Consider the following 24,647-nt stretch of genomic DNA (forward strand, 5'->3'; position numbering starts at 1 on the left):
ATGGGGGGGCGGTGCCGCGGGGCGGGTGGGGTATCGCAGTCCCCAGGTTCGGGCAATCGGCCATGGCTGGGCTATAAACCTATAGGGGGTGTCCGGGAACCGTGTCCATGAACACAATCGCCAAAGTACTTGCGACCGACAGCGAAGTTCGCTTGAACACGCGCAAGGAGCCGTTCAATCTGCTGCGCTGGTTTTCGCTGATCAGCATGGTGGTGATCGGCACGGTGGCGGTGGCGCTGGGGGCGGTGTCCACGCGGTTCGTGATTACCGAAAGCGTGCAGCGCGATGCGCTATTGACCTCACAATTCATTCAGGCGATTGCCTCGGCCGAGGTGCGCCATGTGTCGATTCCCAACGTCAGGACCATGGGCGAGTTGCTCGACCCACGCAAAGACAAGGACTTTCCCGACGTCGACCCGCTGTCCCGTGCCAGTGCCCGCGGTGAATTCCTCGACCATATCGCAAACTTGCCGGACGTGATCCTGGTCAACATCTACGCCCCCGACCGCATGGTGATCTGGTCGACCAATCCGGCCTTGATGGGCATCACGATCCGTGCCGATGAAGACCTCGACCGGGCATTCAACGCAAAGACTTCAGTGTCGACCAGTTTCCACGGCGTGGGCAAATCCCGCATGGAGCAGAAGTTCCTGGAACCACCCAAATACACCTTCATCGAAAACTACATTCCCCTGTTCGACGCCGATGGCAGCACCGTCACGGCGATGGTCGAGATCTACAAGGAACCGCAAGACCTGATCAACCGCATGGAGCGCGGCCTGGTGCTGATCTGGCTGGCGACTGCCTTGGGCGGCGGCCTGATTTACCTGGGGCTGTACTGGATCGTGCGGCGGGCGGCGATCCTGCTGGCGACGCAGCAGAAGCAATTGATCACCAACGAAACCTTTGTCGCTCTGGGCGAAGTGTCCTCGGCGGTCGCCCACAGTCTGCGCAATCCGTTGGCGAACATCCGTTCGAGCGCCGAGCTGGCGATAGAGTTCGACAGCGGTCCGGCGCACAGGAACATCAACGACATCATTGGTCAGGTCGATCGCATGTCGACATGGGTACGGGAGTTGCTCCAGTCCCTGCGACCGCTCAATGACGAGGCGGAACCGGTGAACCTGGTAGCGGCACTGCATGACAGCCTGATGGCTTACGAGCACCAGATCGGCAGGGCTAGCGTCAACGTGGTGTTCGAGCCGGACCAGACGCCCATGGTGCTGAGCCAGCACGTGCAACTGACCCAGATCCTCAACAGCCTGCTGTCCAATGCGGTGGAAGCCATGGACGGCGGCGGCACCCTGACCATCCGGATCGAACCGCGCGATGCCCAGCGCGTCAGCGTGAGGGTGAGCGATACCGGCAAAGGCATGAGCGAAGAACAGCGCGCCATGGCCTTCCGGCCGTTTTTCACCACCAAACAGGGCGGGCTGGGCGTCGGGCTGGTGCTGGTCAAGCGGATCATGGAGCGATTTGGCGGTGCGGTGACCCTCGACAGCAGTGAAGGCGAGGGCACCACTGTGCGCCTGTCGTTTTTTCTGGCCCCCTGAAAACGGGGATGACCTACCCCCAACATCGGGTATCAATCCCCGGTCATTTCCCCGGTCATCGCCCATTGATTTTGATAAATCATTGTTTTGTCGAGTGTTAGTACGTTTTTATAAAAAAAACACATGATTGGCGAGGTCCTTGCAAAACCACCATCACCCCCTTCACCACATCGAGGCGGCTGGTGATGGAAAAAAAAGAGATGCATTCACCACGCTCGCGAGCCTTGGGCATGCACCTGGTGCTGATGCTGGTGACCGGTTTGCTGGCCAGCCAGATGCTGGTCGCCAGCCAGCCGACGTCGACGCCCGCACCTGCTCCGGCATCCACTGCCGAATCCGCTGTCGTTGAAGCCGTCACCCCGTGGGGTGCCGACTATTTTCCCAACACCCCGTTGACCGACCAGGACGGACAGCCGCTGCATTTTTTCGATGACTTGATCAAAGACAAGGTGGTGGTGATCAACTTCATCTTCACCTCGTGCAGCGACTCCTGCCCCCTGGAAACCGCGCGCTTGCGCCAGGTGCAAAAACTGTTGGGGGATCGGGTCGGCAAGGACATCTTCTTCTACTCCATCAGCATCGATCCCTTGAGTGATACCCCCGAGGTGCTCAAGGCCTATGCGCAACGCTTCCAGGTCGGGCCCGGGTGGAAATTCCTCACCGGGGAATTCGCCGACGTCACCGACCTGCGCAAAAAACTGGGGCTGTTCATCGAAGGCGTCGATAACGGGCGCAACAAGGACCACAACCTGAGCCTGATCGTCGGCAACCAGGCTACGGGCCGCTGGATGAAAGCCTCTCCCTTCGAAAATCCGTGGATTCTGGCCGACCAACTGGCCAATACCCTGCATAACTGGAAACAGCCCAGTGTGGAAGAAAGTTATGCCGATGCACCGGAAATTCGCCCACCGAGCAATGGCGAAGAGCTGTTTCGCACCCGCTGCGCGTCTTGCCACAGCCTCGGTCCGCTGGACGGGCAGGGCATCGGCCTGCGCAGCATCGGCCCGGACCTGATCGGCGTGACCTATCAGCGCGATCCGGCCTGGCTCATCCGCTGGATCCGCGAACCTGACCGCATGCTCGCGGAAAAGGACCCGATCGCGATGGAACTGTTCGAGCGCTACAACAGGATCTCGATGCCCAACTTGCGGCTGGATCCGCATTCCGCCCAGTCCCTCATCGATTTCCTGAAAGAAGAAACCGACCGTCAACATCCGCCAGCGGCGCCATTGGTCAGTGGTAACGAGGAGCCCGAACACCATCATTCGGGCGCGCAACCCGAGACACCCCGGGTGCAATAGTGTCAAAAAAATTACGCGGGCCGGTCAAGGCTATCAATGCCACCTACACTGATCCTGAAAGCGGCTGAACAGGCTCGATTTCAAGCATCCAGGACACAGCCATGCAGATACTCGAACAACAAAAAGTAGCTGCGCCGCAGGCTCCGGCAGCACAACGCAAAGGGTGGAGACCGCAGTTCAATTTGCTGCGCTGGTTCTCCCTGGCAAGCTTTCTGATCATCGCTGCGGTGGCGCTGGGGCTGGGTTACATCTCCACGCGCTTTGTTGTCGATGAAAGTATCGAGCGTGATTCGATGCTGACCGCGCAGTTCATCCAGTCCATTGGCGAGGCCGAAATCCGGCATGCCGGCATTGTCCCGAGCCGGACCATGGGTGAAATGCTCGACCCGCGCATGGACGATGCCTACCCCGACGTCAATCCCGCATCCCGGGCCGCCGCGCGGGTTGAGTTTCTCGACCATGTGATGCACCTGCCGGACATCCTGCTGGCGACGGTGTACGCCCTGGACCGCACCGTGGTCTGGTCGACCAACCCCGAGTTGATTGGCGTGCGCATCAAAGACGATTTTGAGCTGGACGAATCCTTCGAAATGAAATCGCCGGTGTCCACCAGTTACCACGAAATCGATGAGGAGCGTCCCGAGCAGCGCCTGCTGCGCGAACCGGAGTATTTGTTCGTCGAGAACTACATTCCGATGTTCAACGCCGACAGAAGCAAAGTGATTGCCATGGTGGAAATCTATAAGGAGCCGCTGGATCTGGTGGAACGCATCCAGCGTGGCTTCAAGGCGATCTGGCTGGCCACGCTGATCGGCGGGGCGGCCATTTACCTGGGGCTGTTCTGGATCGTGCGACGCGCGGCGACGCTGTTGCAGAGCCAGCAGAAACAACTGATCGCCAACGAGACCTTTGTCGCCCTTGGCGAGATGTCCTCGGCGGTCGCCCACAGCTTGCGCAACCCGCTGGCCAATATCCGTTCCAGCGCCGAACTGGCCCAGGACATCGCCAGCCAGACTGCACAGAAAAACATCGGCGACATCATCAGTCAGGTCGACCGCATGTCGCGCTGGGTCCGTGAATTGCTGGTGTCGTTGCGGCCGATGAATGACGACTGTGAAACGGTCGATCTGATGCTGGCCCTCGAAGACACCCTGAGTGCCTTTGAGTCCCTGATCAAGCGGTCGGACGTCGAGGTGCGTTTCTCCCCTGTCAGTGTGCCACCGGTCGTCAGTCAACAGGTGCTGCTCACGCAAATACTCAATAGCCTGTTTGCTAATGCACTGGAAGCAATGCCCAAGGGTGGCGTGCTGACGATCGAGATCGATTCCTCGGTGTCCGGCGACGTGAGAATGACATTGACCGACACCGGCAAGGGCATGTCCAAACAACAGCAGCAAATGGTCTTCAAGCCGTTTTTCACCACCAAGCAAGGTGGTTTGGGCGTGGGCCTGGCCCTGGTCAAAAGAATAATGGAGCGGTTTGACGGCTCGGTCGAACTGACCAGCCGGGAGCAGGAAGGAACCCGTGTTTGTCTCAATTTCAAAGTGGCAACGGGAGGGGAATATGGAGCACAGCATTCTGCTGGTCGAGGATGACGAAATCCTCGCCGAGAATATTCAGACTTACCTGGAGCGCAAGGACTTCGAGGTGACCGTCTGCCACTCGGCTGAAGATGCGTTGGAGCAATTGGGTTCTTTCGCGCCTGACGTGGTACTGACCGACAACTCGTTGCCGGGCATGAGTGGTCACGACCTGATCCAGAAGCTGCGCATCAGCGCGCCGGATCTGAAAGTGATCATGATGACCGGCTACGGCAACGTCGAAGACGCCGTGGTGGCGATGAAAGAGGGTGCCTTTCACTACGTCACCAAACCCGTGGCCCTGCCAGAGCTCAAGTTGCTGCTGGACAAGGCCCTGGCCACCGACCGCATGGAGCGCACGCTGTCGTTTTACCAGGAGCGCGAGGCCCAGAAGTCGGGGGTGCAGGCACTGATTGGCGAGTCGGCACCGATGGTGTACCTCAAGAGCACCATCACCCAGTTGCTCGACGCCGAGCGGCGCATGGCCAACAGCGACCTGCCGCCGGTGCTGGTGGAAGGCGAGACGGGCACCGGCAAGGAACTGGTGGCCCGGGCCTTGCACTTCGACGGCCCGCGCGCCAAAGGCCCGTTCATTGAATTCAACTGTGCTTCGATCCCGTCCAATCTGGTGGAATCGGAACTGTTCGGCCACGAGAAGGGCGCCTTCACCGACGCCAAGGATCGTCGCATGGGGCTGGTGGAAGCGGCCGATGGCGGCACGCTGTTCCTCGATGAAATCGGTGAAATGGACCTGCTGCTGCAAGCCAAGTTGCTGAAACTGCTGGAAGACCGGACCATTCGCCGGGTCGGTTCGGTGAAGGAGCGCAAGGTCGATCTGCGGGTGATCAGCGCCACCAACTGCAACCTCGAACAGATGGTCCAGCAAGGCAAATTCCGTCGTGACCTGTTTTTCCGCCTGCGCATCATTTCCATCAAGGTGCCGCGCCTGTATGCCCGTGGCGCCGATATCCTGCTGCTGGCCCGGCACTTCCTGGCGCTACATGGCAAGCGCTACGGCAAACCGAACCTGCATTTCAGCGACCAGGCCGAAGATTTGCTGCTCAGCTATAGCTGGCCGGGCAACGTGCGCGAATTGCGCAACATGCTGGAGCAGACCGTGTTGCTGGCGCAAAGCGACACTATCGCCGTCCATCAGTTGAACGTCTGCCTGAGCCTGATGGATGAGCCACCGATGTTTCATCACGAGCCGCCACATTTCAGCGAACAGCGTCCGTCCTTCAACGGCAGCGATTCCATGAACCTGCCGGAAGTGGAGCGCGACATGGTGCGCAAGATGCTCGACAAGACCGACTGGAACGTCACCAAATCGGCACGCCTGCTGGGTCTGAGCCGTGACATGTTGCGCTACCGGATCGAAAAGCTCGGCCTCGCCCGTCCGGACAAGCGCCAGTGGTAGGGGGCGTTCTCAATTGGTTTCCCTACCGCGCCGGGTCTGCTGTTGTGCAGGGCAAGGCGCGAGAAGCGTAGTTTGGTCATTCCAAATCAGCTTCGAGCAACACAGCCCTGCACAACAGCAGGCCCGGCCCTTCGGGTTGTGCCTTAAAGCTGGCCATGCTGCGTTGCAGGCCTTGGAAAGGGAACAACCATTCCCAGCGGCCTACGCCTTGCCTGGCCAGCTTTAAGGCGACAACGCGGTGGGGAAACCAATTGAGAATGCCCCCTAGCTCACTGCAACACTGGGCCTTCCCTCAGACAGGACATCATGCAACTGGGGTTCTCGACTTCCTGGTTGACGTACACGCCACGCTCCGGATCGTAGGAGCGGATAAACACCCGAACCGTGGCGTCGGCCACCGTCGGCAGGCGCGAGTCCGAGAACACGTGCTCGCTGGAAACCGGGATGAAATCCCCGGGTGCGGTCGGGATGTACGAGCCCGGCGGGATGATGCTCATGGACGGTGGTGCAGGGTGCGCGAAGGGTTGGTCGGCGCCGTAATAGTTGAATTCACTGCTGTAGTTGGTGGTGTTTGGCATGTCATCGGCGTGGGCGACAGCGGTTGCGCCCAGGCAGACGGCGAGCAAAAGCGTCAGGTCGGTCTTTTTCATGGCAACACCTGCTAGATCGGTTTAACCACATTCACCCCAAGGTTATTAACTATAGCTGCCGTCGTGGACAGCCGTCGGTGCTGCGCGGATTACAAGTTCGCAACATCTGCCAGGATGGGGTTGATCTAGACTCCGGCCGGTCAAATCGACGACCTAAACCCTGGAGCGTGCAATGGAACTGCCGACAAAAGAACAAGCCATCGCCAGCAACCGCGAGGCCTGGAATGACTCCGCCCGTCACCACAAGGACTCCAGCGAATGGCAAGCCTTGTTGAAGGACGTGGCCCACGCGGATTTCTCCTGCCTGGACGACACCCTGACCGCTTTGCTGACCCAGACGGGTGTCGACGGCAAGGACGTGGTGCAACTGGGCTGCAACAACGGTCGTGAAAGCCTGTCGCTGTTCTCCTTGGGGGCACACAGCGTGGTGGGCGTCGACCAGTCTGAAGCCTTTCTCGGGCAGGCACGGGAACTGGCGTCCCGCTCGCCCCACGCGCCGCAATTCATCGAAGCGGACATCCACCACTTGCCTGCTCAATTGCAGGAGCGCTTTGACCTGGCGCTGATCACCATTGGCGTCTTGAACTGGATGCCGGACATCGGCGAATTTTTCCGCCACGTGGCGCGCACGCTGAAGCCGGGTGGGGCGCTGGTGGTATACGAAACCCACCCGTTCCTGGAAATGTTCGACCCCGAGGCAGCCGATCCTTATCGCCTGGACAGCTCATACTTCCGCCGCGAACCGTTCGTGCAGCACGAACCGATCGTCTACGAAGGCAGGATCGAACAACCGGCCGCGCCGTCCTACTGGTTCGTCCACACCCTGGGCGACCTCTTCAGCGCGGCCATTGCAGCAGGGCTGCAGATCCGTCACTTCAGGGAATACCCGCACTCCAACCGCGAAGAACTCTATGACCGCTATCAACAGCAGGTGGCGCAGTTGCCGTTGTGTTTTACGTGGGTGGTGGTGAAGAGCTGATGTCCTGGGCTCAATAGTGTGCGGGTCCTGCGGGCCCCATCGCGAGCAAGCTCGCTCCCACAGGTGTTCGGTGTCGTACATCAGTCTTGCATACGACAACCATCCAATGTGGGAGCGAGCTTGCTCGCGATGGCAGCGACGCGGTTTCAGGTGGACTCGGTTAGAACTGCGTAGGCCTCGGTTATGTACTCGATAGCTCGAACAAACTCTTCGACATCGCCGTATTCCACTACCTGAAAGAAATATTCAGTGATGGCCTCGTTGCTATCGAGTAGTGACGCCATGTCGAAGTCTTTTAACTTTTCCTTCATTGGCTCTGACTCCTGAATCCCGTTCGAAAGTAATCGCAGATTCAGGTCTGTGGCGAGTCAGACTGCTCCTTACTTCTGTACGCTTTTTCCTGGAAGTAAGTGAGACGTTTAACGTCATCGCGAGCAGGCTCGCTCCCGCAGGAATTCGGTGTCGTACTCGATCTTGCATACGACAACAATCCAATGTGGGAGCGAGCTTGCTCGCGAATGGAGCGATGCGATCCAGCGGATAAACCCCAGGATCAAGCCTCGGCCTGCGCCTGTGTCACCACCGGCCGGCCAGGTTTGCGCAGCGGTTCCAGGCGTGAGCCGGTGTAGCGGGTTTCGCGGAAGAGGCGCCAGCGGCCGAACAGACCGTAGACGTGGGTGACGCGGCCCTGTTCGTGGTAGCCCATGCGGATGTGCAGTTTCAGCGCCGGGATGTTGTGGGTCTCGCAGACGTCCACCACCTTGTTGCAGCCTTGCAGCGCCATGGCTTCCCACAGGGCCACCTGGACATCCACGGACAGGCGGGTGCCGAAGTAGGCACGGATCATTTCGCCGCCGAATTCGAAGAATTCGCCTTCCTTCACCGCGAACCTGCACCCGTAGTAGTGGCGGTCGTGATAGTCCCGGGTGCTGCCCCAGATGAACCCGATCGCATGGCCTTCGTCATCCAGGTACATGTGCCCGGTGTGACCTTCGGCGGCGAGTTCGGCCATGGTCTCGACACGGTCGCCAAAGTGCTTGGCAAACGCTGAAGTGTTATCCGGGGTGATGACCACCTGGCGCACGGGAGCATAGGGTCGCAGCTTGTGTGGCGGCACCGGGCTGACCAGGTCGCGCTCCATCCACAGCAACTCCCAATGGAAGAACACGTAGCGTTTCCACAGCGTACTGAACGTGTGACCCAGGCCCTTGCGCTTGATGTGTTCGTGAAGCTTGTCGAGTACGCTCATGAAGCCCTCCTTAAGCCGAGGATTAATGGTGGGTGGTGAAGGTATCGATGGGTATAGATCACCAATGGCAACTGCATGGCCATGCATCCGCCGGCATTGTGTTTCTAGTTATGTATCAGTCTTGACACAATTTTCAGGCGTCAAAAAGCCGCTATTCCCGAACGAATCCGGGGGCGCTGAACAGTCGATTGAATGCATGCAAAACCTGTGGGAGCGAGCTTGCTCGCGATAGCGTCAGTACAGGCAACATTGATGTCGCCTGACACACCGCCTTCGCAAGCAGGCTCGCTCCCACAAGGGGGGATGGTGTTACTCCAGAACCGCCTGAGTCCGGTGAGACATGGCGTCGCAAGCGGCGGTATAGGCCACCCGCGGCACACCTGGCAAGCGCTGTTCGAGCAACGCACTCAAGGACTCTCCCGGTTCCAGGTAGGCATCGCCGAAGTCGGCGCCGAGCTGGTTCGGGTGGGCGACGATTTCCAGCAGTCCGTCGGGTGGCGGCTCGGCGTTGCGTAGATCCACCGGGGTGCACACGTAGTCGGCGGTGGCACCGGCCAGGTTGCTCAGGCGACGGTTGAGCAGGTCCTTGAACACGCGCTTGGGCAGGCTGAGGTTTTGCCCCAGGTTGCGCGCCAGACGCACCGGCACCCCCTGGCGGGCGGCAAAGCGCGCGACGATCTCACCGATCGGCCAGATGTTGTGCACGTGTTGATGGGAGTCCAGGTGGCTGGGGCGCATGCCGTTGTCCAGGCAGCGCTGCCACTGGGCTTCGAGTTCTTCGAGTACAGCCTGGCGATCCCGGCGCCCGAGCCAGAGGCGGGTGCGGGACAGGTTGAGGTCGAACACGCCGGCGCCGTCGCAAAAGGTCGGGCGTCGCGTAATGCCCTGGCTCAACGGGCGGCCATAGGTCAGGTTGAAGTGCAGGCCGATGCGGCCTTCGAGCAACGGATGCCGAGCCAGGACGCAGGCCGCTTCGAACGCCGGCATGTTGGCCATGGCGGTGGCGGAACTGATGAGTCCGGCCTGGAACGCGCCCAGGATCACCGCGTTTTCGCAGGCACTGAGGCCAAAGTCGTCAGCGTTGACTATCACTTGCCGAGGCATGTTCATCCTCCTTGAGTTTTTCCGTAGGCGCAGGTGCTTTGATCGCAGGGGGCGCGACGGGCGCCGGGGTGGCGATTGCGGCCGCCGCGCGCCGGGCGCGCCATTGCTGCAATCGGGGTTTGAAGTGTTGCCAGACCCGCAAGGCCAGCCCCAGCACCAGCCCGCTTGGCCGCCAGGAGTAGAAACTCCAGCGCCAGTGTTCCAGTTGCCCGGTCATGCGTTCATGCAGTTGATGGCTGGAGTTTTCCAGGCTGACCCGTGACGCATCGATCCACTGCCAGTGGTCCTCCAGGCCCCAGCGAATCCACTCTTCGAGCAGCACCCGGCCGCTGCCCAGGTCGGCATATTGCGGCAGGAACGCCAGGTTGTAGTCGTACAGACGGCCCTGTTCCAGCAAGCCGAGGCGATAGCTGATGCAGCGTCCCTCCAGTTCCAGCACCACAACGCGCACCAGGCCCCGGGCCGCCAGGGCGGTGAAGGCGCGGTCCATCCACTGGCGATGGCGCGCATCGGCAAAGATCCCGACCCCTTCATCGCCTTTCCAGCTCACCGCTTCGACTTCGCTGATTTCCTGCAACAGCGGCCCCATGGTCAGGGCGTCGGGGGTAATCCGCCGCACCTGGGCACCACAGGCGGCGATGCGTTTGCGTGCGCGGCGCAGTTTGTAGCGTGGGTCGCCGGAGACTTCCTGATGGTCGGCCTCGCTGATCAGGTGCACCGGCACCCGACAGCTGAGGCGTTGTTTGGCGGTCGAGCTGTGCGCCTGCCACGGCGCCAAGGCCTGTGCCGTGGAGCCGGCCAGTTCGTTGAGTTGCAGCACGGCATGGGGCAAGCGTTGACGGATCTGCGTCAGCGCCTCGCATAGATTGTCGCCGTCCAGCCTCGTCAGCAGCGCGAGGCGGTCGGCAAGGGGGTAGCCCAGATGATGCAGGACCCGAAACGGCAAACGCGCAAAGCGCTCCACGGACGCCACCAGCGGCAGGCACAGCGCCAGTTCGTCACCCTGCCAGCCGAGCAGTACGTGCAACTGCTCGCCGGGCTTGAGCGCCAGTTCCGATGCGTATAGCCAGGCCAGGGTGTTGAACGGCGTGTGGTCCGTTACACGCTGGCGCAACGCTTCGTAAGCCGTTGCCGGAAAGTCGTGGGTGCACAGCGACGTGCGCCATTCGAATCGTGCGCTCATGGGATCACGTCGCCTCGGCAGTGGCAGGTTCACGCACCGGTTTGCGCAAGGTGTCCAGGCGCGAGCCGGTGTAGCGTGTATCGCGGAAGAAGCGCCAGCGGCCAAACAGTGCGTAGACGTTCGTGATGCGTCCCTGCTCGCTATAGCCGGTGCGTATATGCAGCTTGAGCGCCGGGATGTTGTGCCACTCGCATACGTCCACCACCTTGTTGCAGCCTTGGGCGTGCATGGCTTTCCACAGCTCGGTTTGCAGGTCCATCGACAGTTTGGTACCCCAGTAGGCCCTGGCCAGTTCGCCACCGAACTCGAAGAATTCCCCCGGCTTCACCGGGAACCAGCAACCGTAGTAGTGCTTGTCGAGATAGTTGCGCGCGGCGCCCCAGATGAACGCCACCGCGTCTCCCTTGTCATCCAGGTGCATTTGCCCGGTGTAGCCCTCCCGGGCCAGTTCGGCCATGGTCTCGACCCGGTCGCCGAAGTGGCGGGTGAAGGCCACGGCGTTTTCCGGGGTGATGCTGACGACCCGCAGCGGCGGGTAGGGCTTGAGTTTGTGCGGTGGCACCGGGCTGACCAGGTCACGCTCCATCCACAGCAGTTCCTGGTGGGAAAACACGTAGTGCTTCCAGGCTTTTTTCAAGGTGGCGCTCAGGCCTTTTTGTTTGATGTGTTCGCTGAGTTTTTGCATTGCACTCATGTTGTTGGCTCCTGACGGGATTGCCCGCGAGTGGAGTGATTCCCGCGTGCGGCGAAATGCCGACGCGGCCAGGCACAAGAGGGGGCGGTCATGGGGCGATCCAGCTGAGGGCGAACAGGGTTTGCCCAGGCAGCTCGAAGCTCACGTGACCGTCCCGGCAGTTGAAGGGGGCGTCGCGGCTGCGGTTGTCGGCGCCGAAATAACGCAGGGAGCCCTTGGCCAGCGGGCAGCCCGCGCCGTTGAGGTCGACACGTTGCAAGCGTGTGCCCTTGTTCACCCCCAGCAGCGTGCGCTTGAGGTCGTCGGCCATGGCCAGCACATCGACTTCGAAGGCGTCGTTGTCCAGGCGCACCACCTTGTGCAGCCAGTGTTGCTGGATGAACTGCTGGGCCAGGCCGACGGGCTTGAGTTCGAAATGATCATCGCCAAGTACCCGCAGCATGCCTTTGGGGTACTCGGGCTCGTCGGCGGCCTGGAACCAGCCGAGCATGTCGAGCAGGCCGTCCTGGGACGAATTGATCACCACCGAGGCCCACCACAACGAGGCGTAGTGGGTTTCCTGATCGTAAGGGCTGAGGCTGGCGCCGCTGGACATGTTGGTCTGGTCGAGCAGCAATGCCTTGCGCGGCCGACCCTGGGCGTCGAGCCCCACCAGATCGGCGGCACGGCGCACGCTATCGCGATAGACCCGGGTCGCGAGCAGGTCGCGGATCATCCATTCGTGCCAGGCCAGGGCGTCAATCTGGTCGCCGGAGTCTTTGAGCAAGCGCCGCGCCCAATCGATGCCGCGCCGCTCGGTGGCGCGCTCAGCCAGCGGGCCGTTGATAAACCGCGAGCTGGCCGGAATGGCAATGCGCACGCCGGCCCTGGCGTTGTCGGGGTTGCTGCGCACCTGCCGGGCCATGCTGTTGAACACGGTCTGGAAACTGGCGTAGTCCGGGTAATTGAGGTTCGGCTCGTCAGCGAAACCGATGTAGTGCGTGCCCTTGCCACCCAGGGCGCGGGTCGCGGCCAGCCAGGCATCGAGGCCGCCATTGCTGGTGCTGTCGGCGCGCAGTTCGGCCTGGCGCTGGCTGCCGGCCAGCAGAGTGATGTCCTGGGTGATGCCGAAGCGGTCCTGGTACAGGCGGCGGAATGCGTCCTCGTAGTGCGGCTGCGTGGCCATGATGTCGACGAAGCTGTAGTAGGTCGCTGCCTGGGGTTTGAGCGCATCGAGCACGGCAAAACTCGAAGGCGGTGGCATCACGTAGGGCAAGGCGATGCCCAGGTTCGGGGTGTTGCCGAGCAGCTCCTTGTGCAAGGTCAAGCGGGTCTGGCCGTCGTCTTCGCGCAGGGGTTTGAGCTGTTGCGGATTCTGCGCGAACAGATTGGCCGTGCCGTCGAGCCAGAACGCCGCTTTGCCACTGCCTTGCAGGCGCAGGCGCCAGAACTGATCGCTGCTGGCGACAGGCAGCTCGGCCTTGTCGAATTGCCAGTAGGCACGGTAGGGCTTGAGGGGCAGCGTCAGTTGCTTGCCGTCACCCACGCGCTGGGCCTGCAGGGTGCTGACGCCGTCGTGGAACTTGCCGGCGAGCACCGCGTGTTCCCCGGCCGCGACCTTGAAATACAGCTCGTCGCCGTCACGGGTTTCCGCACTGAAATGCACCTTGGCCGGTGCGAACAACGCCACGGTGTGCTCGTCGTGTTCTACGCGGTAGCGGCGGAAGCTGTAGCCCGGAATCTCCAGGCGATAACTGCTGGTGCTCGGTGCCAACGGCCAATGCTGGGTGCCTTGGGTCTCGGCGGCGGCGATCGCCCGTTCACCCTGGAGCCTGCCCTGGCCATCGAGCAGATACAGATGTTCTTCGTTGGCGCCGGCCTGCCACGCCGGCACCCATTGCACCGTCACGGTATCGGGACGATCGGTTTGCAGGTACAGGCTGCCGTCGCGGATATCGGCCCAGCGCATCGGCCCGGCGCAGGCGTCGACGCTCAGGCCAAGGCTCACCAGCAGCGCGAAATACTTCATGCCGACTTCCGTTGCAGGACCAACAGCATCGGGGCGATGTCGCTGGGCAGGATGATCAGGGTCTGCCAGAACGGCACCTTGCTCAGGCGGCAATACATCACCAGCAGGGCGACCGTCACCGCCAGGTAGGCGATGGACGAGGCTGCCGCCGCGCCGACGATGCCGTAGGCCGGGATCAGCACCAGGTTCAGCGCCAGGTTGAGCAAGGCACCGAGGCCCATCAACAACGAAATCGAACCGGGTCGATCCTTGCCCAGCAAGTCCAGGCGCAGGATGCTCGCATAGCACAGCCCGAGCAGGCCCGGCAGCAGCGCGAGCAGCGCCGGATAGGCCGGTTGGTAGGCCACGCCAAACAGGGTGACGATCAGCCAGTCACCGATCAGCGCCATGCTCAGGCAGGCGCCGAGCATCACCGTGGCCGTCAGGCGCAAGGCCAGTGGCGTGACTTTGTCGATGCCTTCTTCCTGTTGCAGCAGGCGTTTCATCAGCGGCGTGGTCACCGCTTCCGGGACGATCAGCAGCAACTCGGCGGCGGCGCTGGCCATGGCGTAATGCCCCAGCGCGGTGCTGCCGAGCAGGGCGCCGATGAACAGGTAGTCCGAGCGCAGGATCACTTGCTGGAACAGCAGGTCCGGATGGCTGCGGGCGCTGAAGCGCAACAGTTCGTTCTGGCTGGCACGGTCCCATTGCAGGGTCAGCGGCTGATTGCGCTTGAGCCACACCCAACCGACCAGCACCACCAGGCTGATGCCCGCCAGCCAACTGATCAGCGCCACTTCCAGGGCTGCGCTTTTCCACATCCAGAACAGCGCGAGGAACAGCAGCAGCGGTGCCAGCGACTCGATCAGGCGCAAGGCGTTGAAGGCAACCACGCCACCGGAAGCGTTGTGCAGGGTCAGCAAACCACTCTTGAGCACGGTCAGCGGCACTGCCAGCAGCAACAGCCAGGCGAGCAGGCCCAATTGCGTGGTGATGTCCAGTTCACTGCCGAATTCGCGGGTCAGCGCCACCACCAGCAAGGTCAGCAACGCCGCCAGTAGGCAGCCGAACACCAGCACCTGGCTGAGCAGCAGGCCCATCGGCCGTTGTTTGGCCGCCTGATAGCCCACCGCCGAATTCAGGCCACCGCTGGTGGCGGCGCTGATCAGGTCGGGCAGGGTGCTGAGCAAGGCAAACAGGCCCCGTTCGCTGGGGCCGAGAATCCGCGCCAACAACACGTTGCGCAGCAAGCGCAGGGCGATCATCGCCAGTTTGGTGCCCATGCTCAGGGCCAGGTGCTTGAGGTAGTGGCTGCGGCTCATGGACGTGCCCCACGGTAGATGCGCCAGGACAACAACTCGGGATTGCGCGCGGTACGCTGGCTGACACCGAAGCGCGGCAGGGCCAGTGGATCTTCGGTCCCTCGATAAATCCCGGTGCCGGTGCCCAGGGCAAACGGGAAGTCATGCCGGGCCACCTGTTGGCGCACACGCGCATCGTTGTCGCCATTGGGGTAGCAGTAAACCGGCAACGGCCGGTTGCAGCCGTGGAGCAGCGCGTCGCGACTGCGGCTCAGTTCTTCATCCAGGCATTGATCGTCGAGACCGGTGAGGATGGCGTGGCTGGCGCCGTGGGGGCCGAAACGCACCAGGCCGGACGCTTCCAGATTGCGCACTTGCTGCCAGTCCAGCGCCTGGGGCAACGACTCTTGCGGGCAGGCATCGGTCAGGCGGTTGAGGTCCTGGGGCGACAGGCTTTTCAGGCTCTGCAAAAAGTTCAGCAAGGCCAGGCTGCGGCGCTGTTCATCAGGGTTTTCGCACAGTGCCGGCAACGGACGCCCAAGTTGCTGCAAGCGTTCGATCAGGTGTTGCCGTGCCTGTTCGCCATGGCTGTTCCACAGGGTTTCGCCGATGCTTTCCCACCAGAAGCGCTGGCGGCTGCCAATGAAATCGGTGGACAGAAAGATGCTCGCCGGCACCTGGTGCTTTTGCAGCAACGGGAAGGCATTCACCGCGTTGTCGCGCCAGCCGTCGTCGAAGGTCAGCGCCACTTTCGGCCGCTGCGGGCGCAGCGCACCCGGTTGCAGAATGTCCATCAGCGGCACGCAGTCGAAGTGTTTTTTCAACCACGCCAGCAGATGTTCGAAGGCCTTGGGCCCGACGCACAGTTCATTGCGATGGGGCAGTTCGGCGGCCTGGTCGCTGGCCAGCACCCGGTGCAGCATCAGGATCACCCCGGCGCCGTGCAGTTGATTGCGCCCCACCGGGGAGTTGAGGTACAGCCAGCCACTGGTACGCTTTAACAGTTGCTTGATCGCCATGGCACGCGCCTCTCATCGATTTTGCTCGGGGTTCCATTGGGCATAACGCTGACCGCGCAGGAACTGCCACAGGCCGATGCTCATTCCGGCAAGGGTCACCAGAAGGAAGGCGGCGAGGCGAAAGGGTTTGGGCAAGCGGTGTTGCGAATCCAGCAGGCCGGCAATGGCCACCGTGTAGCCGAGCAGTTGCGCGATCAGGCTCAGGCGATAGAAGCCGTGATCCTCCCACAGCCAGAAATTGCTCAGCAGCAACGGCAGCAACAGGATCGGCGCCAGACGCCGGATCAGCTTGTGGCTGATCAAGGCAAGCGCATACAGGCCGTGGGTCAGCGGATTGAGCAGCTCCCGGCGCTGGGCCAGGCTTTGCAGGCCACCCACGGTGACACGCTGACGGCGGCGGAACTGCTTGTCGGCTTCGTCCACGCCCTGGTCGATCACCTGGGCTTGGGGCACGTAGACAATTTTTTTGAAGGCCACCGGCGCGCAGGTGCTGATGAAGAAATCGTCGTTGACCTCCGCCGGCACGTTCTGGAACAGCTCGCGACGCAGGGCGAGCAATGCACCGTCGGCGGAGACCATGCAGCCGGTGCGGTTTTCCACGTAGCGCAGCCAGCCTTCGTAGTGCCGATACAGGCTGTCGCCCACGCTCAAGCCTTTGCCGGTCACCGGGATCACCATGTGCCCGGCGCAGCCACCGACCTGCGGGTCGTTGAGCGGCGCGAGCAAATGGCCGAGGGTGTCGGTGGACCACTGGTTGTCGGCGTCGGTGAACACCAGGATCTCGCCGCTGCTGCTCGCGACCCCGGCATTGAGCGTCGCCGCCTTGCCCTGGCGGGGCAGGTCGAGCACGGTGATGCGCGGGTCATTGACCTTGTGTGCACAGGCCACGGTGTCGTCGGTCGAGCCGTCGCTGGCGAGGATGACGTGCAGCGTGCGGGCCTGATAATCCTGGGCCAGCACGGTGCGCAGTTTTTCTTCGATATGCCGCGCTTCGTTGTGTGCGGCAATCACGATGCTCACGTCCATCGGTTGTGCCGGTCCATGGCGCGGTGCCGGGTAAAACGGCGCCAGCAACGTCAGTAACAGGGGATAGCCGAGGTAGGCGTAAACCGGTAGCAACAGGCACGACCAGAAAATGAATTCAGCCACGGGCGGGCCTCCTGGCATTCCAATGACAAAGACTGAGGATGAACCCGGCGCCGGCCAGGTGCAGGCGCACCCAGTGCAGGCCCCAGAGTTGCAGGGTCAGGAGCGTGTCGTGGTGCCTGGCGCTCTGGCGCAGGCTGAGTGCCAGGGCGGGCAGGACGGTCAGCAGCAGCATCAGTGCCCCATGGTGGGGGAAACCGTCGAGCAGGGCGGAAATGGCCATGAAGTCGACCACCCAGGCGCCAATCGACAGCAGCGGAAAGCGCAGCAAGCGCAGGCTCGGACCATGGGTGCGGAGCAATTGCAGATGACTGCCCTGGCGCCACAATTCCTTGCCCATCCATTCCCGCCAACTGCCTTCGTAGCCCCAATGCAGCGCTACGCTTTGGTTGACTGCGAGCAGCTTCGCGCCCGCGTCGACCAGGCGCATGGTCAGCTCCTTGTCCTCGCCGGTACGCAGTTGTTCATTGAAGCCGCCGACCTTGTCGAACCAGCGGCGGCGCATCAACAGGTTGGAACTGGGCAACCATTGCGCGACATGCAGCGGCTGTGTGTCGGGGCGCAAGGTGCGGCGTTGCCAGGCATCGGCGTACCAAGGCGCCTGAACCGGGGTGTGCAGGTCCAGGCCAACGACATCGGCCTGGCCGCTGGCCTCCAGGTCGAACACCAGCTTGAGCCAGTTCTCGGGCATCTCGACATCGGCATCGATAAAGGCCAGCCATTCACCGCTGGCGATCGCCGCTCCGCGATTGCGCAAGGCGCCGATGAGCAGCCGGGGCAGGACCAGGACCTGGGCGTCGAACTGCCGGGCGATCTGCGGTCCCTGGTCGTCGGAGCCGTTGTCGACCACGATCAACTCGCATTCGATGTTGGCCGCATCGGCGGCCTGTTGTGCCGCCTGCAGGGTCCGGGCGATGTGCCGGGCCTCGTTGTACATCGGGATGATGATACTGACGCGGTTCATGCCCTGGCCTCCTTTGGCGGGGCTTCTTCGGCTTTCGTGCGCAGTACGCTGGTCAGCGCGAGCATGATCCACAGGTACTTGTGGTTCGGCGCGCTGAGGAACATCAGGAACAGCGTCAACGACAGAAAACTCATGCCCAGGTGAGTCATCACATCGGCCTGCGCGGTGTCCCCTCGCAACAGCCAGGCGCGGCGGGCGCGCATCAGGTTGTACAACCCCAGGGCCAGCATGCCGACGAACATCAGGCCGGCGGGAATCCCCAGCTCACTGAAGATCTCCAGGTAGGTGTTGTGGGCGCGACGGTACAGGTCCTCGGTCTTGCCGGTGATGGAAAAGACCTTGGCATAACCGGTGGTGGCGTAGTGCAGCGGGAACGTGCCGGGGCCGGTGCCGAGCAAGGGGTTCTCGGCGATCATGGCGCTGCCGACCACAATGTAGGAGGCGCGACGGCCCAGGGACGCGTCCTGGCTCTTGGCCCCGGAACTCAGGATGCTCAGCGACTGGATGCGCTCCACGTAACCGACCGGCATCGCATAGAGCCCCAGTGGAATCACAATCGCCAGGCCGAGCATGGCAAAGCCCAGGTGGCGCGGACGAATGCGTGGCAACTGCGCACGGTAATGCCACGCGCCGATCAACAGGCTGAGGAACAGCACCACCAGCCCCGAACGGGATTCGGTCTTGGTCATGCCACCGAGCAACAGGAGGGTGCAGGCTCCCCAGAACAACCGGTGCAAAAGGTTATGGCTGCGCACCACCAGCAACAACGCCATGGGTACGGCGAAGGCAATCAGCAGGGCAAAGACGTTCGGGTCCTTGAGCAAGCCGGAGGCGCGGCCCTCGTCCTGGTATTTGACGGAAAACATGGCCATGGCGCAGGTCACCGCGACACTGATGGCAACCAGCCGGGCGAACATGTCGAGGTTCAACTCACGCCCCACCAGCAGGGTGATGACAAACAGAATCAGGCCGACGCTCAATTCGCGCAGGTGGCCCAGGGAGATGCCCATGTCGTCGGTGTTCAACAGGCTCAGCAGGTACAGCAACATGAACCCGACCAGCAGACGCCAGATATTGCTGCGCAGGCGGTCGGCCGGGATCTGGTGAATTGCCAGTTGCAGCATCAGGATCAGCGCCAGCGAGGCCCCGAGGAACTTGGAGCCCGACAGCGCGTTGTCCTTGAACAGACCCTCGAACGGCAGGATGGCGACAATGCCCAGCAGGCCCCAGGCAGGCTTGCGGTACAGCACCGCGACACCCACCAGGCCCAGCACCGCGCCCGGCGCCAGATACGGATAGGGGCTGGCCAGCAAACCGAGGCAGACCAGGCCGAGCAAACTGACGATCGAGAGCGGAAAGATCACGCGCGTGCCTCCCGTGCAGTGCGGATGTAAAGCTGCGACCAGCGTTCGGCCAGGGCCTTGAGGTCATAGCGATCCCGTTGCGTACGTTTTGCGTTGTCGATCAACTCGCCGGCCATGCTCGGGTCACCCAGCAGCGCGCCGATCTGGCGGGCGAGGGCGGCGCTGTCGGTGGGCGCGGCGAGCAGGCCGTTGTGGCGGTCCTGCAGGACATCGGGAATCCCGCCGACGCCGAAGGCCACCACTGGCACTCCGGCCTGCATCGCTTCGAGCAGAATCATCGGCGTGCCTTCGGTGCGCGAGCTGATCACCAAGGCATCGAGTTGCCGCCACCAGACGCCCATGTCGGTCTGGTAGCCCGGCAGCGTGATCCGCGACTGCAAACCTGCCTCGTCGATCCGTGCCTGCAGGCTTTCGCGTTCCGGCCCATCGCCGAGCATCACCGCATCCAGTTGCGGGTACTGCTGACACAAGGGGATCAGCGCATCGAGAAACAGGTCAGGGCCTTTTTCACTGCTCAAGCGTCCGACGTAGCCGGCCAGCCAGCGTTGACGTGCGCCACTGTGCGGCAGCAGGTCGTTGGCCGCCGGCAAACCGTTGGGGATCACCTGCAGCTTGTCCGTGCGTACATTGGCCTGGCGGTGCAGCGCGGCAATGCTCTCGGCGACACACACCACCCGGTCCACCGAGGCCGTGCGGCACAGTTGCAGGCTCAGCCAGGTGTAGAACTTCTGCTTGCGACTGCGCGGGGTGAAGCCGTGCTGAGTGATCACCAACGGCAGGCGCAGCAGCGTGGCGCCGACCCAGCCGAACAACAGGCCCTTGAAGTTGTGCGTATTGATCAATGGCCGCCGGTCCCGTCGCTGGCGCAAATGCCCCAGCAACGCGCCCAGGCCCGCACAGCCCAGGCAATCCACACCGGCCTGGCGAAAACGCGCGATCAGTTCTGGCGGCGCATCGAGAAACAGCACCAGGTGCTGCCCCGGCGTCGCCAGGCAATGATCCAGCAGCATCCGCTCGGCCCCATAGAAGCCGCCGCTGCTGAGCAAATGAATGATCGGCAGGTCGCGGGTGGTGCCGAGCGACGCGTTCAATTGCGCACCCAATGCACGAGGGCCGGAACGCTCCAGTTTTTGTGCGGATTGTTCGGCTGGGTGCTTTGATCGTTGATCACCAGCAGCACCGGCAAGTCCAGTTCATGGGTGATTTGCCCTGGGTGCTTGAAGCGGTGGTCGAAGAACTCACGCACGTAGACCAGGGCAATCGCCAGCAGCAAGCCGGTGAACAGGCCGAAAGGAATGATCAGCAACGGCTTGGGAAACGCCGCTTCGGTCGGTTCGAACGGCGGGCTGAGCACCCGGGCGTTGGACAGGTCGTTGTCCAGCGCGCGCGACGTGCTGCTTTCGGCGAAGCGCTGAGCGTAGGTGGAGAACGCCGCGTGCAGCGCGTCGATCTCGGTGTCCATCTGGCGCAGCTTGCTCTGGGTTTCCTGCAACTGGTGGATGCGGTTCTTGAACTCGGCAATGCGCGCGGTTTTCTGGTCGATGACCGAGCTGATCGTCGCCAGGTCGCTGGTGCGCTCCTGGATCCGGTTGGCGACAACCTTCAGGAATTGCCCACGGGTCCGGGTGATTTGCTCACGTGCCAGCAACATCGGCTCACTGTTGGGCTGAAAGATCGCCAGGTCGCTCATGTAGCGGCCGACCAGGGTCGTCAGTTGCTCACCCAGTTGCTTGATCTCGCGATCTTCGAAAGCGACGTTGTCCACCGTGGTGGTGAAGGTGTAAGGGAAGGTGTAGTCGTTGAACCGGGCGCTGTTGGCGATGGCCAGGTTGGTTTTCAGGTAGTCGAGCCAGCGCTGGCTTTGCAGCAGGCGGTCCTGGTACAGGTTGAGCGCTTGCTCCTCGGTGTTGATCGCGTTGAGGCGGAAGGTGATTTCTTCCTTGGGGTCGGACGAACCGATGCTTTCGAGCAAGGCCAGGCGATTAGCCTCCAGGCCGTCGAGACGCACCTGATATTGCAACTTCTTTGTTTCGTAGAAGCTCTGCGGCAGGTCGATCGATTGCATTTCCTGGCGGCTGACCAGGTAGTTCTGCAGCAGGGCGGCGACGAACCTGGTGCCTTGGGCCGGGTCAGGGAAGCTGTAGACGATCGAGATCACGTTGGAGCCCGGCAAGGTTTCGACCTTGAGGGCGTCGGACGCTTCCTGGGTGAGGGTATCGAGCACGGTGTCGCGCACCGGATCGGTTTGCAGCCCGAGCAGGCTGCGAACCGGGTTGACCACGTGTTCGCGAATCGGATTGGTCACAAACCGTTTGATCGGCTGCATCACCAGTTTGTTGAAGACGCCCACGGGCGGTGTGTACTCACCCTTTTCGCGCAACTGGCCGATGGTCTGGCGGATCAAGGCCGGCGAACGCAGGATATTGCTCTCGGTCTCCATGTCCGCCAGCGACGGCGGAATGAAGGACGCGTTTTCCTGGTTGAGGGTGCTGGTGGCATCCCCCTGGGAGAGTTTCTTGGACTGCACGATCACCTGGGCGGTGATATCGAAGCTCTGCTTGAGCATCAGCGGCAAGACCACGGCGATCACTGCAAAGACCAGGAAGACTCGCTTCACCAACTGCTTGTTGGCGAAGAAGATCCTGAAGAACTCATGCAGGTAGTTTTCCTTTGGATTCATGACGGGGCACCTGTGAGTTAGTTGCTGCTGTTGTCGTTTTTGTTGTCGACGCGGTAGCTGAAGCTGAAGCCCACGCCCTGGAACAACACGACGTCCGCCAGTTGCCGTGCGAGCTCACCGGCGCTGGCCAGCTTGGTCTTGGGCACGTACAGCATGTCGTCCGCTTGCAGGTAGGCGATCTGCGAGGCATCGCCGGACAAGGCCTTCTCAACGTCATACCGATGGGCGACCACCTGGTTGCCGTTGCGCCGCATGATCATCACCGAGTCCAGGCGTGCCTTGATGTTGGAGCCGCGGGCCATGGTCAGGGCTTCGAGCACCGACACCGGACGGCGGATCGGGTAGGACCCCGGCTGGCCGACTTCGCCCAGTACATAGATTTCGTTGCCGGCGGTGGACTTGAGCAGCACGTCCACGGTCATGCGACCCGGCAAGGTGGCGTAGCGTTTATTGAGGTAGGCCTCCAGCTGGTTGACGGTCATGCCTTGCAGCGGCACGGCGCCGATTTCCGGGAAACTGGCGTAGCCATCGGTGCCCACGGTGATTTCCCGGCTCATGCCGGTGCCGGGGTGGTTGAGCGTGGACTTGAGGTTCTGTTCATTGGTCAGCGGGCTCACCAGGTTCACCGACAGCTGATTGCGGTTGGGCTGGAACAGCTGTTTGCGGTCGTAGGCGCGCTGAATCGCCTCACGAGCTTCATCGCGGGTCAGACCCTCGATTTTCACCGAGGTGTTGGCCCCTGGCAGTTCGATGGTGCCATCGGGCAGCACCAACTGGTTGCCGTTGAGCTGGCTGGCGGCGGTGAAGTTCAGCGCGATCATGTCCCCGGACTGCACGCGATAGGCGTCCGAACCACTGGTGCTGATGTGGAAGATCACGTCCAGCACATCCTGTGGGCGCAGGGTCTGCTCGACCTTGGGCACGTCGGTGGCCTGGGCGTTGGCCGGTGGAGCCGTGAGGATTTGCACCGGCATGCTTTGGGATTGGTCGGAAGTGCTGGAGCAACCTGCGAGGGGCAGCAACAGCAGGACAAGCATCTTGGCGTTCATGGCGTCATCCTTATCTGATTGCTCACAGGTTTTTGTACAGCCACTTGGGCATGTAGTACTTGCGTCGGTTGAACACGCTGCCGACCAGTTTCGCTCCGGCCTGGCTCAGGCGCTGGGCCGCGGCCTGGGCCACTTCCCAGCGGGTGTCTTCCGAGCGCACGACCATGACCACGCCGTCCACCTGGGTGCTGATGACCAGGGTGTCGGAGGCCGAATACACCGCATCGCCGTCGATCACCACGAACCGGTACTGGCTACCGAGTTGATTGAGCAAGGGGCTCAGGCGTTCGGCTGTCAGGTGTTCGTTGCCACGGGAATGGCGACCGAACGGCAGCACGTGAAAGGGCAGGCTGGAGACGTCCACCACGCAGTCCTGCAACAAGGGCGGGCTCTGGTCGTTGAACAACAAGTCGCGAAACCCCCGTTCCCTGGTCAGCCCCAGCTGTTGCGTGAGGTTGGTCGCCGACTGGCTGGCGTCCACCAGCAGCACCAGGCCGCTGCTCATCTGCGCCAGCTGACTGGCCAGCGCCAGGGCGCTGGTGGTGGTGCCGGCGCCGGGGTTGGCGGCGGTCAGGAAAAGGATCCGCAGGTCCTGGTCGAGCACGGTCGATGTCAGGTTGGACTCGCTCGGGCTGGCAATGCTGAGGCTTTTAGCAGTTGAACCGTCCATTTAACTCGCTCCGTGGCCGCTGAATACTTTGAAAGGGGTTTTCAACAGAATCTTCAAATCAAGCAGCAGGCTCTGTTGGGCGATGTAACGCAGATCCAGCTCAACGCGCTGGTCGAAGTCGATATTGCTGCGCCCGGAGATTTGCCATAGACCGGTCATGCCGGGGTAGATGCTCAGGCGCGCCAGATGATTGTCCTTGTAGCGGTAGGCATTGAACGAAGTCGGCCGGGGGCCTACCAGGCGCATGTCGCCGGTCACCACGTTGAACAGGTTCGGCAGCTCGTCGAGGCTGGTGCGTCGCAGGAAACCGCCGATACCGGTGATGCGCGGGTCCTTGTCGATCTTGAAATCGATGGCGTCGGCGCCGTGCTTGTTCAGGTACCGCAGGGACTCTTTGAGCTCCTCGGCGTTGGCGACCATGGTGCGGAATTTGTACATGCCGAACAGGCGGCCGCGGTAACCGGTGCGCTTCTGCACGAACATCACCGGCCCCGGGCTGGTGAATTTGACGGCCAGCGCGAGCCCCAGCAGCACCGGCGAAATCAGCACCAGGATCACCAGCGCACCGAGGCAGGCCATTACGCGGTTGGTGCGCGACAGGGTCCACGGCCGGCCACCGTCGCGACCGGTCACCCAGCCACGGCCCTGCATGTGGATGGCTGCGTCCATTCGCATGCGGTGCTCGGGGTCCATGCGCTTGTCCCTGCGCATTTTTTCCAGGGGCACACTTTTCTCATGACCAGTCATAAATCCTCCG

At 62.1% G+C, this 24,647-nt stretch carries 22 protein-coding genes; 5 read left to right on the forward strand and 17 right to left on the reverse strand.

Annotated features, from left to right (window positions below; all coding sequences use genetic code 11):
• Nucleotides 1-107: 107 nt before the first annotated feature.
• The 4 genes from KGA96_RS27630 (at nucleotide 108) to KGA96_RS27645 (ending at nucleotide 5,851) form a co-directional block, all read left to right on the forward strand.
• Nucleotides 108-1,553, forward strand: coding sequence for a sensor histidine kinase (locus tag KGA96_RS27630; RefSeq protein WP_046043647.1), 1,446 nt, complete (start codon nucleotides 108-110; stop codon nucleotides 1,551-1,553).
• Between the two features lie 200 nt (nucleotides 1,554-1,753).
• Nucleotides 1,754-2,854: an SCO family protein gene (locus KGA96_RS27635; RefSeq protein ID WP_411741533.1), complete on the forward strand. Its 1,101-nt coding sequence runs from the start codon at nucleotides 1,754-1,756 to the stop codon at nucleotides 2,852-2,854.
• Between the two features lie 101 nt (nucleotides 2,855-2,955).
• Complete coding sequence (locus KGA96_RS27640) at nucleotides 2,956-4,449, forward strand: sensor histidine kinase (RefSeq protein ID WP_046043650.1); 1,494 nt, start codon at nucleotides 2,956-2,958, stop codon at nucleotides 4,447-4,449.
• On the forward strand, nucleotides 4,418-5,851 hold the full coding sequence (locus KGA96_RS27645) for a sigma-54-dependent transcriptional regulator (protein WP_046043651.1): 1,434 nt from the start codon (nucleotides 4,418-4,420) through the stop codon (nucleotides 5,849-5,851). Before KGA96_RS27640 ends, KGA96_RS27645 begins: the two co-directional genes overlap by 32 nt.
• Before the next feature lie 269 nt (nucleotides 5,852-6,120).
• On the opposite strand, the gene KGA96_RS27650 is transcribed toward KGA96_RS27645, so the two are convergent.
• On the reverse strand, nucleotides 6,121-6,501 hold the full coding sequence (locus KGA96_RS27650) for a hypothetical protein (protein ID WP_046043652.1): 381 nt from the start codon (nucleotides 6,499-6,501) through the stop codon (nucleotides 6,121-6,123).
• A 172-nt stretch (nucleotides 6,502-6,673) separates the two neighbouring features.
• On the opposite strand from KGA96_RS27650, the gene KGA96_RS27655 reads away from it, so the two are divergent.
• On the forward strand, nucleotides 6,674-7,480 hold the full coding sequence (locus KGA96_RS27655; RefSeq protein WP_223515654.1) for a class I SAM-dependent methyltransferase: 807 nt from the start codon (nucleotides 6,674-6,676) through the stop codon (nucleotides 7,478-7,480).
• A 146-nt stretch (nucleotides 7,481-7,626) separates the two neighbouring features.
• Here KGA96_RS27655 and KGA96_RS27660 read toward each other — a convergent pair whose 3' ends face one another.
• The 16 genes from KGA96_RS27660 to KGA96_RS27735 form a co-directional block, all read right to left on the reverse strand.
• On the reverse strand, nucleotides 7,627-7,791 hold the full coding sequence (locus KGA96_RS27660; protein WP_185754869.1) for a transcriptional regulator: 165 nt from the start codon (nucleotides 7,789-7,791) through the stop codon (nucleotides 7,627-7,629).
• A gap of 242 nt (nucleotides 7,792-8,033) precedes the next feature.
• Nucleotides 8,034-8,729 (reverse strand): GNAT family N-acetyltransferase, encoded by a 696-nt coding sequence (locus tag KGA96_RS27665; protein WP_046043655.1) that lies wholly within the window; start codon nucleotides 8,727-8,729, stop codon nucleotides 8,034-8,036.
• Nucleotides 8,730-9,038: 309 nt separating this feature from the next.
• Nucleotides 9,039-9,833: a ChbG/HpnK family deacetylase gene (locus KGA96_RS27670; protein WP_223465606.1), complete on the reverse strand. Its 795-nt coding sequence runs from the start codon at nucleotides 9,831-9,833 to the stop codon at nucleotides 9,039-9,041.
• On the reverse strand, nucleotides 9,805-11,016 hold the full coding sequence (locus tag KGA96_RS27675; RefSeq protein ID WP_223515657.1) for a GNAT family N-acetyltransferase: 1,212 nt from the start codon (nucleotides 11,014-11,016) through the stop codon (nucleotides 9,805-9,807). The genes KGA96_RS27670 and KGA96_RS27675 overlap by 29 nt, the downstream gene beginning before the upstream one ends.
• Before the next feature lie 4 nt (nucleotides 11,017-11,020).
• Nucleotides 11,021-11,710, reverse strand: coding sequence for a hypothetical protein (locus KGA96_RS27680; protein WP_046043659.1), 690 nt, complete (start codon nucleotides 11,708-11,710; stop codon nucleotides 11,021-11,023).
• Between the two features lie 88 nt (nucleotides 11,711-11,798).
• Nucleotides 11,799-13,718 (reverse strand): hypothetical protein, encoded by a 1,920-nt coding sequence (locus tag KGA96_RS27685; RefSeq protein WP_223515660.1) that lies wholly within the window; start codon nucleotides 13,716-13,718, stop codon nucleotides 11,799-11,801.
• Nucleotides 13,715-15,019, reverse strand: coding sequence for a lipopolysaccharide biosynthesis protein (locus KGA96_RS27690; RefSeq protein WP_223465610.1), 1,305 nt, complete (start codon nucleotides 15,017-15,019; stop codon nucleotides 13,715-13,717). Before KGA96_RS27690 ends, KGA96_RS27685 begins: the two co-directional genes overlap by 4 nt.
• Nucleotides 15,016-16,017, reverse strand: coding sequence for a polysaccharide deacetylase family protein (locus tag KGA96_RS27695; RefSeq protein WP_223465611.1), 1,002 nt, complete (start codon nucleotides 16,015-16,017; stop codon nucleotides 15,016-15,018). The genes KGA96_RS27690 and KGA96_RS27695 overlap by 4 nt, the downstream gene beginning before the upstream one ends.
• 12 nt (nucleotides 16,018-16,029) lie before the next feature.
• Nucleotides 16,030-17,166: a glycosyltransferase gene (locus KGA96_RS27700; protein ID WP_223515663.1), complete on the reverse strand. Its 1,137-nt coding sequence runs from the start codon at nucleotides 17,164-17,166 to the stop codon at nucleotides 16,030-16,032.
• Nucleotides 17,159-18,127, reverse strand: coding sequence for a glycosyltransferase (locus KGA96_RS27705; RefSeq protein ID WP_223465612.1), 969 nt, complete (start codon nucleotides 18,125-18,127; stop codon nucleotides 17,159-17,161). Before KGA96_RS27705 ends, KGA96_RS27700 begins: the two co-directional genes overlap by 8 nt.
• Complete coding sequence (locus tag KGA96_RS27710) at nucleotides 18,124-19,491, reverse strand: O-antigen ligase family protein (protein WP_223515666.1); 1,368 nt, start codon at nucleotides 19,489-19,491, stop codon at nucleotides 18,124-18,126. Before KGA96_RS27710 ends, KGA96_RS27705 begins: the two co-directional genes overlap by 4 nt.
• Nucleotides 19,488-20,582 carry a glycosyltransferase family 4 protein gene (locus tag KGA96_RS27715; RefSeq protein WP_223515669.1) on the reverse strand — a complete coding sequence of 365 codons (1,095 nt, stop codon included), beginning with the start codon at nucleotides 20,580-20,582 and terminating at the stop codon, nucleotides 19,488-19,490. Before KGA96_RS27715 ends, KGA96_RS27710 begins: the two co-directional genes overlap by 4 nt.
• On the reverse strand, nucleotides 20,579-22,171 hold the full coding sequence (locus tag KGA96_RS27720) for a GumC family protein (RefSeq protein ID WP_223515672.1): 1,593 nt from the start codon (nucleotides 22,169-22,171) through the stop codon (nucleotides 20,579-20,581). Before KGA96_RS27720 ends, KGA96_RS27715 begins: the two co-directional genes overlap by 4 nt.
• Nucleotides 22,172-22,188: 17 nt before the next feature.
• Entirely contained in the window at nucleotides 22,189-23,220 is a 1,032-nt protein-coding gene (locus KGA96_RS27725) for a polysaccharide biosynthesis/export family protein (RefSeq protein ID WP_223465616.1), read from the reverse strand.
• A gap of 22 nt (nucleotides 23,221-23,242) precedes the next feature.
• Nucleotides 23,243-23,890: a CpsD/CapB family tyrosine-protein kinase gene (locus KGA96_RS27730; protein ID WP_046043670.1), complete on the reverse strand. Its 648-nt coding sequence runs from the start codon at nucleotides 23,888-23,890 to the stop codon at nucleotides 23,243-23,245.
• Nucleotides 23,891-24,637, reverse strand: coding sequence for a sugar transferase (locus KGA96_RS27735; protein ID WP_223465618.1), 747 nt, complete (start codon nucleotides 24,635-24,637; stop codon nucleotides 23,891-23,893).
• Nucleotides 24,638-24,647: the final 10 nt, after the last annotated feature.

Origin of the sequence: Pseudomonas sp. GL-R-26 (assembly GCF_019947365.1) — a bacterium.
Classification (GTDB): Bacteria; Pseudomonadota; Gammaproteobacteria; order Pseudomonadales; family Pseudomonadaceae; genus Aquipseudomonas.

Coding starts and splice junctions, on each gene's coding strand:
- KGA96_RS27630 (WP_046043647.1), top strand. CDS start 108: ATGAACACAATCGCCAAAGTACTTGCGACCGACAGCGAAGTTCGCTTG.
- KGA96_RS27635 (WP_411741533.1), top strand. CDS start 1,754: ATGCATTCACCACGCTCGCGAGCCTTGGGCATGCACCTGGTGCTGATG.
- KGA96_RS27640 (WP_046043650.1), top strand. CDS start 2,956: ATGCAGATACTCGAACAACAAAAAGTAGCTGCGCCGCAGGCTCCGGCA.
- KGA96_RS27645 (WP_046043651.1), top strand. CDS start 4,418: ATGGAGCACAGCATTCTGCTGGTCGAGGATGACGAAATCCTCGCCGAG.
- KGA96_RS27650 (WP_046043652.1), bottom strand. CDS start 6,501: ATGAAAAAGACCGACCTGACGCTTTTGCTCGCCGTCTGCCTGGGCGCA.
- KGA96_RS27655 (WP_223515654.1), top strand. CDS start 6,674: ATGGAACTGCCGACAAAAGAACAAGCCATCGCCAGCAACCGCGAGGCC.
- KGA96_RS27660 (WP_185754869.1), bottom strand. CDS start 7,791: ATGAAGGAAAAGTTAAAAGACTTCGACATGGCGTCACTACTCGATAGC.
- KGA96_RS27665 (WP_046043655.1), bottom strand. CDS start 8,729: ATGAGCGTACTCGACAAGCTTCACGAACACATCAAGCGCAAGGGCCTG.
- KGA96_RS27670 (WP_223465606.1), bottom strand. CDS start 9,833: ATGCCTCGGCAAGTGATAGTCAACGCTGACGACTTTGGCCTCAGTGCC.
- KGA96_RS27675 (WP_223515657.1), bottom strand. CDS start 11,016: ATGAGCGCACGATTCGAATGGCGCACGTCGCTGTGCACCCACGACTTT.
- KGA96_RS27680 (WP_046043659.1), bottom strand. CDS start 11,710: ATGAGTGCAATGCAAAAACTCAGCGAACACATCAAACAAAAAGGCCTG.
- KGA96_RS27685 (WP_223515660.1), bottom strand. CDS start 13,718: ATGAAGTATTTCGCGCTGCTGGTGAGCCTTGGCCTGAGCGTCGACGCC.
- KGA96_RS27690 (WP_223465610.1), bottom strand. CDS start 15,019: ATGAGCCGCAGCCACTACCTCAAGCACCTGGCCCTGAGCATGGGCACC.
- KGA96_RS27695 (WP_223465611.1), bottom strand. CDS start 16,017: ATGGCGATCAAGCAACTGTTAAAGCGTACCAGTGGCTGGCTGTACCTC.
- KGA96_RS27705 (WP_223465612.1), bottom strand. CDS start 18,127: ATGAACCGCGTCAGTATCATCATCCCGATGTACAACGAGGCCCGGCAC.
- KGA96_RS27720 (WP_223515672.1), bottom strand. CDS start 22,171: ATGAATCCAAAGGAAAACTACCTGCATGAGTTCTTCAGGATCTTCTTC.
- KGA96_RS27725 (WP_223465616.1), bottom strand. CDS start 23,220: ATGAACGCCAAGATGCTTGTCCTGCTGTTGCTGCCCCTCGCAGGTTGC.
- KGA96_RS27730 (WP_046043670.1), bottom strand. CDS start 23,890: ATGGACGGTTCAACTGCTAAAAGCCTCAGCATTGCCAGCCCGAGCGAG.
- KGA96_RS27735 (WP_223465618.1), bottom strand. CDS start 24,637: ATGACTGGTCATGAGAAAAGTGTGCCCCTGGAAAAAATGCGCAGGGAC.